General features: G+C 35.1%; 15 protein-coding genes. 14 read left to right on the top strand and 1 reads right to left on the bottom strand.

All coding sequences use genetic code 11. The features are described 5' to 3' along the window. The first annotated feature begins 77 nt into the window (after positions 1 to 77). From CLOCL_RS19725 to rsmI, 12 genes are all read left to right on the top strand, one after another. Entirely contained in the window at positions 78 to 2,561 is a 2,484-nt protein-coding gene (locus CLOCL_RS19725; RefSeq protein ID WP_014256970.1) for a beta-propeller domain-containing protein, read from the top strand. A gap of 497 nt (positions 2,562 to 3,058) precedes the next feature. Further along, complete coding sequence (locus tag CLOCL_RS19720; RefSeq protein WP_014256969.1) at positions 3,059 to 4,243, top strand: dockerin type I domain-containing protein; 1,185 nt, start codon at positions 3,059 to 3,061, stop codon at positions 4,241 to 4,243. Between the two features lie 308 nt (positions 4,244 to 4,551). Then, positions 4,552 to 5,457, top strand: coding sequence for a tRNA epoxyqueuosine(34) reductase QueG (gene queG / locus CLOCL_RS19715; RefSeq protein WP_014256968.1), 906 nt, complete (start codon positions 4,552 to 4,554; stop codon positions 5,455 to 5,457). Between the two features lie 123 nt (positions 5,458 to 5,580). After that, positions 5,581 to 5,763, top strand: a complete 183-nt coding sequence (locus CLOCL_RS19710) for a hypothetical protein (RefSeq protein ID WP_014256967.1) — start codon at positions 5,581 to 5,583, stop codon at positions 5,761 to 5,763. After that, the gene (locus tag CLOCL_RS19705) at positions 5,745 to 7,217 is read left to right on the top strand and encodes an aminotransferase class I/II-fold pyridoxal phosphate-dependent enzyme (protein WP_014256966.1); all 1,473 of its coding nucleotides are present in this window, start codon (positions 5,745 to 5,747) and stop codon (positions 7,215 to 7,217) included. The genes CLOCL_RS19710 and CLOCL_RS19705 overlap by 19 nt, the downstream gene beginning before the upstream one ends. 84 nt (positions 7,218 to 7,301) lie before the next feature. Beyond that, positions 7,302 to 7,934 carry a dTMP kinase gene (gene tmk, locus CLOCL_RS19700; RefSeq protein WP_014256965.1) on the top strand — a complete coding sequence of 211 codons (633 nt, stop codon included), beginning with the start codon at positions 7,302 to 7,304 and terminating at the stop codon, positions 7,932 to 7,934. Continuing rightward, on the top strand, positions 7,931 to 8,383 hold the full coding sequence (locus CLOCL_RS19695) for a YaaR family protein (RefSeq protein ID WP_014256964.1): 453 nt from the start codon (positions 7,931 to 7,933) through the stop codon (positions 8,381 to 8,383). The genes tmk and CLOCL_RS19695 overlap by 4 nt, the downstream gene beginning before the upstream one ends. A 20-nt stretch (positions 8,384 to 8,403) precedes the next feature. Continuing rightward, positions 8,404 to 9,387, top strand: a complete 984-nt coding sequence (gene holB / locus CLOCL_RS19690; RefSeq protein WP_027622268.1) for a DNA polymerase III subunit delta' — start codon at positions 8,404 to 8,406, stop codon at positions 9,385 to 9,387. Between the two features lie 4 nt (positions 9,388 to 9,391). Continuing rightward, entirely contained in the window at positions 9,392 to 10,267 is an 876-nt protein-coding gene (locus CLOCL_RS19685; RefSeq protein ID WP_014256962.1) for a PSP1 domain-containing protein, read from the top strand. A 299-nt stretch (positions 10,268 to 10,566) separates the two neighbouring features. Further along, positions 10,567 to 10,737, top strand: a complete 171-nt coding sequence (locus tag CLOCL_RS19680; RefSeq protein ID WP_014256961.1) for a 4Fe-4S binding protein — start codon at positions 10,567 to 10,569, stop codon at positions 10,735 to 10,737. 103 nt (positions 10,738 to 10,840) lie between these two features. Continuing rightward, positions 10,841 to 11,590, top strand: coding sequence for a tRNA1(Val) (adenine(37)-N6)-methyltransferase (locus CLOCL_RS19675; protein WP_014256960.1), 750 nt, complete (start codon positions 10,841 to 10,843; stop codon positions 11,588 to 11,590). Between the two features lie 29 nt (positions 11,591 to 11,619). Then, the gene (rsmI, locus tag CLOCL_RS19670; RefSeq protein WP_014256959.1) at positions 11,620 to 12,477 is read left to right on the top strand and encodes a 16S rRNA (cytidine(1402)-2'-O)-methyltransferase; all 858 of its coding nucleotides are present in this window, start codon (positions 11,620 to 11,622) and stop codon (positions 12,475 to 12,477) included. A 182-nt stretch (positions 12,478 to 12,659) separates the two neighbouring features. Here the strand turns inward: rsmI and CLOCL_RS19665 are convergent, their stop codons facing one another. Beyond that, positions 12,660 to 12,899 carry an AbrB/MazE/SpoVT family DNA-binding domain-containing protein gene (locus tag CLOCL_RS19665; protein WP_027622265.1) on the bottom strand — a complete coding sequence of 80 codons (240 nt, stop codon included), beginning with the start codon at positions 12,897 to 12,899 and terminating at the stop codon, positions 12,660 to 12,662. Positions 12,900 to 13,424: 525 nt separating this feature from the next. On the opposite strand from CLOCL_RS19665, the gene CLOCL_RS19660 reads away from it, so the two are divergent. Both CLOCL_RS19660 and CLOCL_RS19655 read left to right on the top strand, forming a co-directional pair. Further along, positions 13,425 to 14,015, top strand: a complete 591-nt coding sequence (locus CLOCL_RS19660; protein WP_027622264.1) for a nucleoside recognition domain-containing protein — start codon at positions 13,425 to 13,427, stop codon at positions 14,013 to 14,015. 3 nt (positions 14,016 to 14,018) lie between these two features. Further along, on the top strand, positions 14,019 to 14,552 hold the full coding sequence (locus CLOCL_RS19655; protein WP_014256956.1) for a spore maturation protein: 534 nt from the start codon (positions 14,019 to 14,021) through the stop codon (positions 14,550 to 14,552). The last annotated feature ends 78 nt before the right edge of the window (positions 14,553 to 14,630 follow it).

The raw sequence follows: 14,630 nt of genomic DNA, 5'->3' as shown, positions 1-14,630 counted from the left end.
ATATAAAATTGGAACTTTTTTTCTCCTGAATCGTCAAACAATATAACCGGCTATGTAGTGAAAGGAGAGTTGATGTAATGAAAGGAATTTCAAAGCTTCTTAGTCTTTTGACTTTTTTGCTGATTGCTGTTACCCCTATATACAGTATTGTGATATCTGAGGAGATACCTGCTGCTCAAAAGAGCCTGGAAGAAAGATTGAAAGATTCTGTAGTACTATATGTGGGAAGTTCACAAGCACTGGTTAATAATAAAGAAATTCAAGTTGATTCTTCAAATCCCAAAGTAAAGCCCTTTATAAAGGAATCAAGGACTTTAGTTCCGGTCAGGTTTATATCGGAAGCTATGGGAGCTGAAGTGGGATGGTATGCGTCATCGTCAACCGTTACAATAGCTCTTGGAAATAGAGAGTTAAAATTGGTTATTGGCAATAAAACCATGTTTGTGGGTAAGGAAAAAGTTCCATTGGAAGTAGCACCTGAAATTGTGGAGGGAAGAACTTTTCTACCCTTAAGAAGCATTGCCGAAGCATTGGACAAAAAGGTTTTTTATGACAGGGGACTGATTGTAATAAGCGAAAATGAATCCATATTCGATATTACTTCTGAAAAGGCAATGATTGATGAAGTAATTGCAAAGGTTAACAATCTGCCTGTTGTAGGTTCTTCGGAGGAGTTGGAAGAGTTAATAAAAAATTCAAGGGCAAATGATTATGGCTTGTACTATAAGGTTGATGAAATGTTTAAAGCCACTGTGAGTCAGAGTAATACGAAGTTCCGAGGTTCTTCCGAGTCGGATGCAGCTGCCAATAATGCTATAGCTTATGATATTGGCAGCGGAAGCCAACAGACCGATTATTCCACTACAAATATACAGGTGCAGGGGGTTGATGAAGCTGATGTGGTAAAGACTGACGGACAATATATTTACCAGGTGAATAATGGCCGTATAATTGTGGCAAAAGCTTATCCTGCCGATAAGATGAATATAATGGATATAGTTGATTTTTCGGATGATAATTTCACACCGCAAGAAATATATTTGTACAGGGATTTACTTGTTGCAATAGGCAGCTCTTATGAAAGGACGAGCGATAGGAAAGTGATAGAATCTCAAGCGGAAAATAAGTTGCGTATAAAAGCATATTTGAGAAGAAACAGTGTCAAGGCTATTGTATGTGATATAAGCGATAAAACGAACATTAAGAAAATAAGAGAGGTGGAAATTGAAGGTAATTATGTATCTTCAAGAATGATTGGTTCGGTACTTTATATGGTATCTAACAATTACCAGAATATCTATTATACCTATGATGGTGATATGGAAATTCAGACACCTTTTTATAGAGACAGCAATGTGGGTGAAGAGTACATAAAAGTTGATTGTAAGGAAATAAGATATTTCCCTGATTCGGTTGAGGCAAATTATATGCTTGTTGCCGCCTTTGACATAAAGGATGATGAAAAGGCAAATATTCAGACTTATCTTGGTTCAGGAGAGAATATTTATGTATCAAAAGACAATTTGTATGTGGCAGTAACAAATTACGACTATGAAGCAGCTTCGCGCAATAGAATTATGGATTCTCCGGTGGGGAAAATATCTGTTATTCCTGTATATAAAGACAATAGAATGACTGAAGTGTACAAATTTTCTCTTAACGGCAGCAAAATGACTTATTTAGGCAAGGGTTCGGTTCCCGGGGTGATTTTAAACCAATTTTCAATGGATGAACACAATGGATACTTCCGGATGGCTACTACAACAAATTCTTTGGGATTTAACGGGAATGTTTCCTGCAACAATTTGTATATCTTGGATGATACAATGAATATATGCGGAAAAATTGAAGACATTGCCAAAGGTGAAGAGATTTATTCGGTAAGATTTATGGGTGACCGCGGATACATGGTTACCTTTAAGACGGTGGACCCTTTGTTTGTAATTGACTTGAAAGATCCAACCAAGCCCGAAATTTTAGGGGCTCTCAAAATACCGGGATACAGCGATTACCTACATCCTTATGATGAAAACCACATTATAGGTTTTGGCAAAGATACAATAGAGGTCTCGGGAGGTGCTTTTTACATGGGAATGAAGATTGCACTGTTTGATGTTTCCGATGTAAACAATCCTATTCAAAAATTCTCAGAGGTTATCGGAGACAGAGGAACTGACTCTGAACTGCTCCAAAATCATAAAGCACTGCTGTTTTCAAAAGAGAAAAATCTTTTGGCTTTTCCTGTGACAGTGGCAGAAATCAAAGATAAAAATAATGCAATAAACGAATGGGGAGTGCCGCAATATGGCGAATTTGTATTCCAGGGTGCTTATGTTTACAACATTGATCTTGATAAAGGATTTACTTTAAAGGGAAAGATTACACATATATCTGATGAAGAATACATAAAATCCGGCATTTATGATTTTTATTCGCCTAAAACTATTGAGAGAATTATTTATATTAATGATACTCTATACACTTTGTCAAAAGGCATGTATAAAGCAAACAGACTCAGTGACTTAAGCGAGATCGGTACATTGAAGATACCTCAAAATTAAATTGTTATGTTTTGATTGAATATTGACTGTTTTATGCCTAAAGGGATTGCCTAACAACAATAAAGTTGTTCGGTAGTTCCTTTTTCGTTAGAATAGAGAGGTAGTTTACATTTTGTGTCGGAAAGTAATTAAATAAATTTAGTTTTTTAAAATTTTTATGACAAAAAGATAAAATTAATCGAATAGATAAAATAGAGAGTTTTATAACTGTGTGACATAATTTGCTTTTATATTTAAAGGAAATGCTGTATAATAGTTATATACAGTTTAAATATGTTAAAATGTTAAAATAAAAATAAAATAGTATTTATAAGAATATAGACAAACAAAAATATCATTTAAAAAAAGTCAACATAAATTTCTTTTTTACATGGTAGTTTTATCTCTCCCTCCTCAAAAATTGGTGAAACCTGATTTTTAAAATATATGCTTTATGTTAAAAAGCTTAATAATGGCAATATTAATTAAATTAAATTAGTTTATAGAGGAGGATTAAAATGTTTTTGAAAAAAGTTTTTAAGAAAGGATTATGTTTTGTTTTGTCGAGCATCATAGTGCTTGGTATGGCCAGTGCCAATCTCACAGTATCTTTAGCTGGTGAGAAATACTTCAGATCGCTTCCTAATGATTACCTGAATGTCAGCTCAAGGCAAGGCTCTATCGAAAGACTGAGTTACAGAGCCGGTTTCGACACTAAATATGTAAACGTTTATCTTCCGTATGGATACAATCAGAATGATACCAGCAAAAAGTACAACGTTTTATATTTGATGCATGGCGGCGGCGAAGATGAGAATTTATTATTCGGTGGCCCGGGTCAGAACAGGGATTTGAAGAAAATACTCGATAATATGATTGCAAGAGGAGATATTGAACCTCTCATAGTTGTTACACCTACCTTTTACAAGGGTAAAAATAGTGAGGCTACTTTCTATGAGGAATTGTTAGATTCAGTTATTCCGTTGGTTGAGACAAAATATAATACATATTTGAAGTCAAACAGTAGACAAGATATGAAAGCTTCGAGAGAGCACAGGGCATTTGGCGGATTCTCAATGGGTTCGGTATGTACCTGGTACACATTTATTAACTGTCTTGACTACATTAAATATTATATTCCGTTAAGCGGTGACTGTTGGGTAATGGGTTCTATGGGCGGAAGTTCCAGACCTAGAGAAACAGCAGAGTACCTGGCAAATGTTGTAAGAAGATCCGGTTATAAAGTTCCACATGACTTTAAGATTTTCTGTGCAACAGGAAATCAAGATATTGCATATTCCAATATGAACCCTATGATACAAGCAATGAAAAACATAACCGATGTCTTTATTTATTCTGAAGATCCAATAAACGGAAACTTCTACTTTATGGTATGCAACGGTGGAACCCATGAATGGAGATATATTAATCAGTACATCTATAACATATTGCCGGATTTGTTTAAAGATACAAAGAACGAACCTACAATTAAAAAAGGAGATGTTGATGGAGACGGAAATATAACTTCAATTGACCTGGCATATTATAAAAAATATCTTCTTGGACAGATTAATGACTTCCCTGTTGAAAATGATATGCAAGTTGCTGATTTGGACGGAAACGGCGCTATAGATTCCATTGACCTGGCATATTTAAAATCATATCTGCTTGGTATGATAACTAAGTTCCCGGCTTCAAATTAGGAGAAGGACAAATATTAGAAATTGTAGTTTATAATATAGGGTTTTAAACTGTATTAAAAATTAATAAGAGTACAAAGTAAAAAAATCAGCTCCAACTTTAACTAAGTGGAGCTGATTTTATTGAAAGTATATTGTTTTTTGTTTTTCGGTTTTTAAAAAACTTGACTGCATGGTACTTTTAGCATTAATAGATTGATTTTCAGGCAATAAAATAATAAGGTATCAAATTATCAATAAAAATTAACTGAAATTTTATAAAACGCTTTTTAAATATTTTTACAAACATAAAGGATGTTGGTGGAGTTTGGATGAAGAAACAATTAATTGAATTTTGCAGGTCAATAGGCATTGAATATGTAGGTATTGTATCATCCGAAAAGTATAACGATTTGAAAGACTTTTTGGAAATCAGATTGGAAAAGGGATTCTCAAACATTTTCGAAAAAGGAAGTATAGAGAAGGCAATTGACCCGAAATTGGCTTTAGAGGATGCAGAATCGGTAATAGTTTGTCTGTTTCCATATTATTGCGGTAATGCTGAAGATGCCAATTTGTCCAAATATGCCTATGGCTTGGATTATCATAAGATAATCCAAAATAAGCTGGATGCAATAGGGATATATCTAAAAGAAAACATTTTAGGCTTTGAATATAAAGTTTTTGCTGATAACGGTCCCCTTAATGAGCGATATTTGGCCTATAAAGCCGGTTTGGGTTTTTTGGGTATAAACGGACACTTTATAACCGACCGTTATGGTTCTTATGTTTTTATCGGATACATTATAAATAATTATCCTTTTGAGACTGACAAACCGCAAAACCGTACTTGTTACAAGTGCTTCAGTTGTGTGGAGAAATGTCCCGGGCAATGTATTATGGGAGACTTTACAATAAACCCTTTGATGTGCAGGTCTTATATAACTCAAAAAAAAGGCGAACTTTCTGAAAAAGAAATTGAAATTTTGAAGAAACACACTTTGATATGGGGATGTGATGTTTGTCAGGATGTTTGTCCACACAATAAAAAGATTCAAGAGACAAAACTTAAAGAATTCAGGCAAAATCTAAAGTACAAGTTGGAATATGAAGAACTAAAACAAATTTCCAATAAAGAGTTTCTGAGAAGATACCGGGACAGGGCTTTTAGTTGGAGAGGCAAGGAAGTTTTAATGAGAAATTATAAGCTAATAAATGGGTTGCCGGCAGATGATTAGCTTTTGAAAAATATAAGTAAAATAGGTCATTAATAAAAATAAAGAATTTTTTTAAAAGCTATGCAAATTTTTCTGACAAATGTTATAATTATATTAAAGTAATTTTTGTAAGAGGTAGTACAAATGCAAGGGAAAGTGAAAAAAAAGGTGTACCGAGTTTGGCACACTGAAAAGAAGAACTGTTCAAAGTTTGATACAAAAGAGATAGAAGAGGTTTGTGCATCAAACATTAAAGAAGCAAGACAAATAGTTAAGGAAATGTATCCGTCGCATAGAGTTACTTCAGTTTGGCTAATAGAAAAATAAATTCTTTGTTTTGCTTAGGGGGAAGAACCATAAATAGCATTAATTCTCCAATATATAACGCTTTAAGGAAGTATGTAAAATCAAGTCCTATTCCTTTTCATATGCCTGGACACAAAATTGGGAAAGGCATACCCTACAGACTCTTAAAGGATTTGCATCAGCTTGACATGACCGAAATTCCCGGGCTTGATAATCTTCATTTTCCTGATGGTGTTATAAAAGAAGCACAAGACCTGGCTGCAAAGGCTTTTGGTGCTGACAACACTTCTTTTTTGGTGAATGGATCAACATGCGGTATACATGCGGCAATTCTAGGAGTGTGCAAACCTGGAGACCGATTGATAGTTTCAAGGGATTGTCATAAATCGGTAATTGGTGCAATGATGCTTGCTTCAGTTACACCAATTTATATAGCACCGAAGTATGACAGTTTATTTGGAGTGCCTTCGTTAATGCTGCCTTCAACTGTTGAAGAGGCTCTTAAAAATAACCCTGATGCAGTTGGGGTTGTTTTGACGCGTCCAAACTACTATGGTTTGTGCTCGGACATTCGTGTAATTTCAGACATGGTTCATTCTTATAACAAAATTTTAATTGTTGACGAAGCTCACGGAGCTCACTTAAGGTTTTCCTCCAAGCTTCCGTATTGTGCATTGGATGCGGATGCAGATGTGTGTATTCAAAGTGCTCACAAAACTTTGCCTGCATTGACTCAGGGTGCGTATATGCATATAAAAGGAAACCGGGTTGATGTGGACAAGGTTAAGTTTGTGTTGCGATTAATTCAAACATCAAGTCCGTCTTATATTATTATGGCCTTTTTGGATATAGCAAGGGCTATAATGGAAGACTATGGAGCAGAGCTGATAGATAAACTGTTGGATAATATTGATTGTTTTGAGAAAATGATCTGCAAGAACACAGGGTATAAAATACTGTCAGTCCAACCTTTTTTATCAGGTCATGCGGATAAAACCAGAATTGTTGTTAATGTCAGGAATACCGGTAAAACCGGTTTTTTTATAGAGAAAATTCTCAGGAATCAGTTTAATATACAGGTCGAAATGGCCGATATGTACAATATAGTTTGCATTTCTACAATAGCTGACGGAATGAAGGAATTTGAAAGTCTTTATTATGCATTGAAAGAGATAGAAAAGCAGTTCAATAATTCTATGAAATCACCCGATATTAATGTTAAAGAATTAAATATACCTCTGCAGGCAGTTTCATTGGATAAAATTATGCAATGCAGTTTTAAGAGACAAAAATTGGCAGAGTCAGTGAATAAGGTGAGCAGGGGAATAATTACGCCTTATCCTCCCGGAGTTCCAATAGTGTGTCCGGGAGAGCTTATTACCGAAGAAGCAGTTCAGTATATAATTAGCGTTTTGAAGGCCGGTGGAACTGTAAATGGAGTAACCGATGACGGAGAGATTGAAATTCTGACTTAAGCCTCAAAAGCTTTAATTGCAGCTATTACGGCTATATGGTATAATTCATTAATAAAAGTACATCCAGTACATCGGAGGATTTTGATGAAAAGAGGATTATTCATTACAGCGGAGGGAACTGACGGCTCAGGGAAAACTACACAAATTAAACTTCTGGAAAGTTATTTAAAAGACAGGGGATTTGAGGTTGTAGTTACCAGAGAACCCGGCGGGACCAAAATAGGTGAAAAGATTCGGTCAATAATACTTGATCCTGACAATACTAAAATGACATATATAACTGAAATGATGCTATATGTCTCAGCAAGAGCCCAGTTGGTCGGTGAACTTATAAGGCCGTCCCTTGAACAAGGCAAGGTGGTGATTTGCGATAGATTTGTGGATTCCAGTTATGTTTATCAGGGCTTTGGACGAAATATAAACATTGAGTTGATTGAAAAAGTAAACAGCATTGCCTTAGATGGCATAATGCCCGATGTAACTTTGTTTTTTGATGTTGATCCGAATATTGCTTTGTCAAGGAGAATACGATCTACCGGTGCCGACAGGATTGAACAGGAGACGATGGACTTCCACAGAAAAGTATATGAAGGTTATAAGAAGCTGGTATCAAAGTATCCCAACAGAATTAAAATTATTGACAGTAATAGAAGCATAGAGGAAATATTCTTGGATGTTAAAGAAAATATTGATAAAATACTGGAGAGATGCTTATGAAGATAAGAGAAGGTTTGAACAGTGCGGCTAGTATAGCTGAGGTAACCAGCAGCGAACATAAAAAAACCTCAAATGTTAACAGTAATACTTTCCAGAGCCAACTTAGGAAATTAGAGGGACAAAACTTGGAGGAAAGGATAAAATGTTTGGTTGACAAAATTACCGAGCAGGGACAAAAGCTTGCCAAAAAAGTGGATGTAAAGGAATTGAAAATTTATAAAAAGCTCATATCGGAGTTTTTGGATGAAACTTTGAACAATTCTAGGAAGTTTTTAAAAGAGAGTTTTGTTGACCGAAGAGGAAGATATAGGGTATATGCCATCATAAAAAAGATTAATTCAGAGTTGGATGAACTTACAAAAGATGTACTGAGCACAGAAAAGGATAATCTTAGAATATTACAGAGAATAGAGGATATAAGAGGATTAATCCTCGATATCACTATGTAAATTAAGGCATGGGGTGTAACGTGAATTTCAGCGATATTGTCGGACAAAATGAAGTTGTAAATAGCTTAAAGAATATATTGAAAGAGCATTCCACAAGGCATGCTTATATTTTTGCGGGTCCGGAAGGTATAGGCAAACGGTTGGTTGCAAAGGTCTTTGCTGCTGCATTGCTTTGCAGTGATTGCAATTCCCTTGAAGCTTGTGAAGATTGTCAGCCTTGCCGTCTTTTTCAAAGTGGTACCAATCCGGATTTTTATGTTTTGGAGACAGAAGGTACAAGCATTAGTGTTGACGACATCAGAAAAATGCAGCAGGATATCTCCATAAGACCGATGTATTCCGAAAAAAAGGTATACTTAATTGCAGAGGCAGACAAGATGACTGCTCAAGCACAGAATTGCCTGCTCAAAACATTGGAAGAACCGCCTGAATATGCTGTTATAATTCTTACTGCTGTAAATATCAACAGCCTTTTGGAGACCATAAGGTCCAGGTGTATTTTATACAACTTCAGGAAGAATACCGATGAAGAGATAAGACAGTGTATTAAAAAAATAAAAGGCAGCGAATTGGCGGGTATTGATTTTATTGTTTCCTATGCCGACGGCGTTCCGGGAAAAGCAATCCGGTTGATTGAGTCTGAAGATTTTCTGTTAATCAGGGATAAAGTTATTGAAATCATGCTAAAGCTGAGAAATTCGAATCTTACGGAAATATTTGATGCTTATGGTTTTTTTGAAGAGAATAAAGATAATATTGATTCAATACTGGATATAATGTTAATGTTTTACAGAGATTTGCTGATTGCTAAAAAGGCTGGAAAGGAAAATATATTGATTAATTCGGATAAAAAGGATATTATATTAAAGAATGCGGATAGATATGAAATAAATAAACTCATAAAAAATGTAAATGCGATTGAAGAAGCACGAAGAAACATTAAGCAGAATGCCAATTATCAGCTGGTTATAGAAGTTATGCTGATGAAGCTTCAGGAGGAATAATGTAATGGTAAAGGTGGTTGGAGTAAGATTTAAAAAAGTCGGGAAGATCTATTATTTTGATCCCGGCGATTTAGATATAAAGTTAAATGAAAATGTTATTGTTGAGACAGCAAGAGGAATAGAATTTGGACTTGTTGTTGTTCCTAATACGGAAGTCCCTGAAGAGGAAATAGTTCCTCCCCTGAAAAGGGTTATAAGGATAGCTGATGATGAAGATAAAAAACACTATGAAGAAAATACTAAAAAAGAAAAAGAAGCTTTTGACATATGCTTGAAAAAAATAAGCGATCACAAGCTGGAAATGAAGCTGATAGATGTAGAATATACTTTTGATAACAATAAAGTATTGTTTTATTTTACTGCAGACGGAAGAGTAGACTTCAGGGAATTGGTGAAAGACCTTGCATCGGTTTTTAGAACAAGAATTGAACTTCGCCAAATAGGAGTTAGAGACGAAGCAAAGATGATGGGCGGTCTTGGCGTATGCGGAAGAGTTTTGTGCTGTAATTCCTTTTTGGGTGATTTCCAGCCGGTTTCCATAAAGATGGCTAAAGAGCAGGGACTGTCTTTAAACCCTACAAAGATTTCCGGAGCATGCGGAAGATTAATGTGCTGCTTAAAATATGAGCAGGAAGCCTATGAGGAAATTCTTACCCGTGTTCCTAAAGAGGGAGCTATTGTTGAAACTCCTGACGGACAAGGGGTTGTAATGGGAGTAAGTCTGCTTAAAGAGTTGGTAAAGGTTAAACTTGACAACGATAATGAAGCCGATTTGAAAGTATATAAAGCAGAACAGGTAAAGATAATTAAAGATGTGGCTGCTAAAGAAGAGTTGGAGCCGGATATTGATATTGATGAGTTGAAACAGCTTGAAGATTAGCTTATAGATTTTCTAATTGTATAGTATTTTTTATGTTTTTTGAAAAATAGCCCAAAAGCACAACAGACTATTATAAGCACTTTTAGTAAAATGATATTTTCAGTTTGGAATGAAGTATTGGGTATGAACTGAATTTTGAATTACCTGCAGATTTTTGTTACGATATGGAATAAATGGATTAGTTATGAAAATAAGTTCTAATTTATTAAAAAAGTTGTTTCATTTCTTTTAAATTGGTGATAAAATAATAGAGCGGTTTTTGTTTTTAAGCTTAATAATTTTTAGGAGGTGTACCTAAGATGGCATATTTTATAACTGACGCATGTATTAGTTGCGGCGCTTGTGAACCGGAGTGCCCAGTATCTTGTATTTCAGCTGGTGATAGCAGCTATGTAATTGATGAAAATGCTTGTATAGAATGCGGAGCTTGTGCAAACGTTTGTCCAGTAGATGCTCCTACTCAGAAATAATATTGCTCAATAGGGAGTCTAGTGAGGTTAAACCTTATACAGACTCCTTTTTGCTGCATTTATTTAAGTTTACGGATAAATTACCTTGTTTAGGGTGGATGGTTTGGTTTTGGATATTCAACTTTTGGAAGATGAAAAAATAGATGATTTGCAATATAAAGGATTAAAAATTATTCAAAAGAACAAAGCTTTCCGTTTTGGATTGGATGCTGTCTTGCTTGCAAATTTTGTCGATGTCAAAAAGGGAAGTTCTGTAATTGACTTGGGAACGGGTACGGGAATTATTTCCATACTTCTTGCAGGAAAGACTGAGGCAAGTTCCATAGTTGGTTTGGAAATACAAGAAGATATTGCAGAAATGGCGAGCAGAAGTGTGAAAATGAATTGCCTTGAGGACCGGGTCAAAATAGTGTGCGGTGATATAAAAGAAAGTGTTAGCTTATTTGGAGCATCAAGTTTTGATGTTGTTGTAACCAATCCTCCATACATGAATCGCGGTGGAGGAATTATTAATTTAAGTGATACAAAAGCTATTTCCCGGCATGAGATTTTATGCACACTGGAAGATGTCATTAAAGCTGCGTCCAAGCTTTTGGTGCCGGGTGGACAGTTTGCAATGGTACATAGACCAGACAGACTGGTGGATATAATTTGGTTAATGAGAAATTATTCTATTGAGCCAAAATATATAAGATTTGTACATCCGTCGCCGTATAAAAAGCCAAATTTAATTTTAATCAAAGGCTCAAGGCAAGGACGTCCGCAATTAAAAATGATGGACCCGCTTTATGTTTATAACGAAAACGGCAATTACTCAAAGGAGATCAATGAAATATATTGCAGAGGTCAGTGAAATATATTGTTTCAAAGAGGTAACGGAAATTGAATGGGAAGGGAAAACTATATCTTGTTTCAACACCGATAGGAAATCTTGAAGATATAACATTAAGAGCTATTAGAACTCTTCAAGAGGTTGACTTGATTGCAGCGGAGGATACGCGGCAGACCATAAAGCTTTTGAACCATTTTGAAATAAAAAAAACTCTTGTGAGTTACTATGAGCATAACAAGAGGGAAAAGGGAAACTATCTTATAAGCCAACTTCTTGACGGAAAGAATATAGCTCTGGTATCCGATGCAGGTACTCCGGGTATTTCAGATCCTGGAGAAGATTTGGTTAAGCTTTGTATTGAAAATGACATTGAGGTTACAGCAATACCTGGGCCTGTTGCAGCAGTTACAGGATTGATTGTTTCGGGACTTCCTACAGGGCGTTTTGTGTTTGAAGGATTTTTGCCTATGAATAAAAGAGCTCGAAGGGAAAGACTGGCTACGCTTAAAAATGAAGTAAGGACTTTGATTTTTTATGAGGCACCCCATAAACTTTTATATACTTTGAAAGATTTATATGATTTTTTTGGAAACAGAAAGGTTGTATTTGCCAGAGAACTTACAAAAAAATTTGAAGAAATTATTAGATGTGACCTTAAATCAGCCATTGAGAAATATGAAGAAGAATCTCCCAAAGGAGAGTTTGTAGTTATAGTTGAAGGTATCAGTGAAGAAGAGAGAATGGAAAACGAAAAAAAAGACTGGGAAAGTATGAGTATTGAAGAACATTTAAATTTATATATAAGTGAAGGACTTAATAAAAAAGATGCAATGAAAAAAGTTGCAGAAGATAGGAAAATAAGCAAGAGAGAAGTGTACAGAGAATTATTGGGTATTGATCAGGAGTAGCATTTCGCATAAAATCTTTTACAATTAAATCTACATTTGAAAAACAGGTCTATGCAAATAAAAAACTTAAGTTTATATTTCTAAATTGGAATAAAATTCAGTTAATAGGTAATAATAAAACTGGAAAGCAGCAAAAATAAAAGGAGCTTGTTTACACAAACTCCAATTATTTTTGGCAATTATTATTTTTTCAGTTCTCTCATGCAATCAGGACATATGTTTTTGCCTTTGTAAACGGAAACGTCTTTAGCATTACCGCAGAATATGCAAGCCGGTTCGTACTTCTTAAGTATGATAGTAGAACCGTCAACATAAATTTCAAGGGCATCTTTCTCAGCAATGTCCAAAGTCCTTCTTAATTCAATAGGTAATACAACCCTTCCTAATTCGTCAACTTTTCTTACAATACCAGTAGATTTCATCATTGAATCCTCCTTCAAATATTACAGTATTCGACAAACTTTTCATTTTTATAGTACCATAAATGCCAATAATAGTCAACAACTTATTTTAAAAAATTTTTGGAATATAGTAATAATTTGTGGTCAAATTGTAAGATAATACTAGGAATTTTAAGCAAAGTATTATAAAAGGGCTGAAAATTGCTGCTTATCAGCATGTAAGTTATTTATTATTGTACTGATTATTACACATTATAGAAATAACTCCCATAAAAATGTAAGTAATTTACTGGCAATTCCAAAAAAGATAGAGTAATCGAAATGATTATACCCCCTTTGAAAAAATCAAAAATTGTTACGACAAAGCAACAAATTGTTGCTGTAATTATATACCATAGTTAAATATAATGCAATAATCCATGCAAAGCATTAAAAAACATAGAAGTTAGTATATACAATTAAAGAACTTCATATAAATTATTTAGGTTGAGGTGGTTCTTTTAAACTACCTTTATATAAAATATATGATTATATGGGGTTGTAATATTGCTTAATTATATCTGGTTTGGAATGTTGGTTTTCGGCATAATTGTCGGCATTTTAAACGGAAAAGTGGATGCCGTTACGAAAGCTGTTGTAGATTCTTCAAAAAGTGCTATTGAACTAAGCATAGGATTACTTGGGATAATGTGCCTTTGGACCGGTTTGATGGATGTAGCTGAAAAGAGCGGAATTATAAGGACGATTTCAAGAGTTGTCAGACCTGTTCTGAAATTCTTGTTTCCGGGAATACCCAAAAACCACCCTGCCTTGGGAGCAATCGTTATGAACCTTGTGGCTAATTTTTTAGGTCTTGGTAATGCAGCTACTCCGTTAGGGCTGAAAGCTATGGCAGAACTGCAGAAATTAAACAGGAATAAGGATACTGCAACAAATGAAATGAGTATGTTTTTGGTGCTGAATACATCCTGTATACAGCTAATTCCGGCTACAATTATAGCAGTTCGCTCGGCAGCAGGGTCCAAAAATCCTACAGAGATTATAGGTACAATATGGTTTGCTTCTGTTTGTGCAACTATTGCCGGTATAATTTCCGTGAAAATTCTGTCTGCCTTTGGAAAGGGTAAGGTGAAGTAGTGTATGGATATTGTGTCTATTATGTCTTCCTATGCAATTCCGACTATTATTCTTTTTATTTTAGCTGCCGGAATGTATAAGGAAGTTAAAGTATATGATGTTTTTGTTGAAGGGGCAAAGGAAGGAATAAGCACTGTAGTGAGGATTATTCCGCCACTTGTTGGCCTTTTGGTGGCAATCGGTGTGTTTCGGGCATCGGGTGCCCTTGATTTGATCGTTTATGCTTTAAAACCTGTTACTTCTTTCCTGAGAATACCTTCCGAGACTGTTCCATTGGTATTCTTAAGGCCTATTTCCGGCAGTGCATCTTTGGCATTGCTTTCGGATATTCTTAAAAACTACGGCCCGGACTCCTTTATTGGGAAACTTGCTTCAACACTTACGGGAACAACAGAAACTATTTTTTATACCCTTGCTGTATATTTTGGTTCTGTGGGAATAAAAAAAATAAGATTTACATTAGTCGCAGCTTTAATAGCAGATTTTGTAGGTATCATTGCAGCTGTGTGGATTTGCTCTTTTATTTTTGGAGGATAATTCGGCTATCCGATATTTCCAATCTTGTGCCTAGAAGGTGTCTTGTTACCCAAAAAAAATTAAATTCCTTGAAAAACG

The sequence above is a fragment of the Acetivibrio clariflavus DSM 19732 genome (assembly GCF_000237085.1).
GTDB classification, from domain to species: domain Bacteria; phylum Bacillota; class Clostridia; order Acetivibrionales; family Acetivibrionaceae; genus Acetivibrio; species Acetivibrio clariflavus.
This window is presented reverse-complemented; position numbering and strand designations above follow the sequence as displayed.

Excerpts from the sequence above, each read along its gene's own strand:
- CLOCL_RS19685 (WP_014256962.1), top strand. The coding sequence starts at position 9,392 with ATGGTAAAGGTGGTTGGAGTAAGATTTAAAAAAGTCGGGAAGATCTAT.
- CLOCL_RS19655 (WP_014256956.1), top strand. The coding sequence starts at position 14,019 with ATGGATATTGTGTCTATTATGTCTTCCTATGCAATTCCGACTATTATT.
- CLOCL_RS19680 (WP_014256961.1), top strand. The coding sequence starts at position 10,567 with ATGGCATATTTTATAACTGACGCATGTATTAGTTGCGGCGCTTGTGAA.
- CLOCL_RS19710 (WP_014256967.1), top strand. The coding sequence starts at position 5,581 with ATGCAAGGGAAAGTGAAAAAAAAGGTGTACCGAGTTTGGCACACTGAA.
- queG (WP_014256968.1), top strand. The coding sequence starts at position 4,552 with ATGAAGAAACAATTAATTGAATTTTGCAGGTCAATAGGCATTGAATAT.
- CLOCL_RS19725 (WP_014256970.1), top strand. The coding sequence starts at position 78 with ATGAAAGGAATTTCAAAGCTTCTTAGTCTTTTGACTTTTTTGCTGATT.
- CLOCL_RS19665 (WP_027622265.1), bottom strand. The coding sequence starts at position 12,899 with ATGAAATCTACTGGTATTGTAAGAAAAGTTGACGAATTAGGAAGGGTT.
- tmk (WP_014256965.1), top strand. The coding sequence starts at position 7,302 with ATGAAAAGAGGATTATTCATTACAGCGGAGGGAACTGACGGCTCAGGG.
- CLOCL_RS19720 (WP_014256969.1), top strand. The coding sequence starts at position 3,059 with ATGTTTTTGAAAAAAGTTTTTAAGAAAGGATTATGTTTTGTTTTGTCG.
- CLOCL_RS19695 (WP_014256964.1), top strand. The coding sequence starts at position 7,931 with ATGAAGATAAGAGAAGGTTTGAACAGTGCGGCTAGTATAGCTGAGGTA.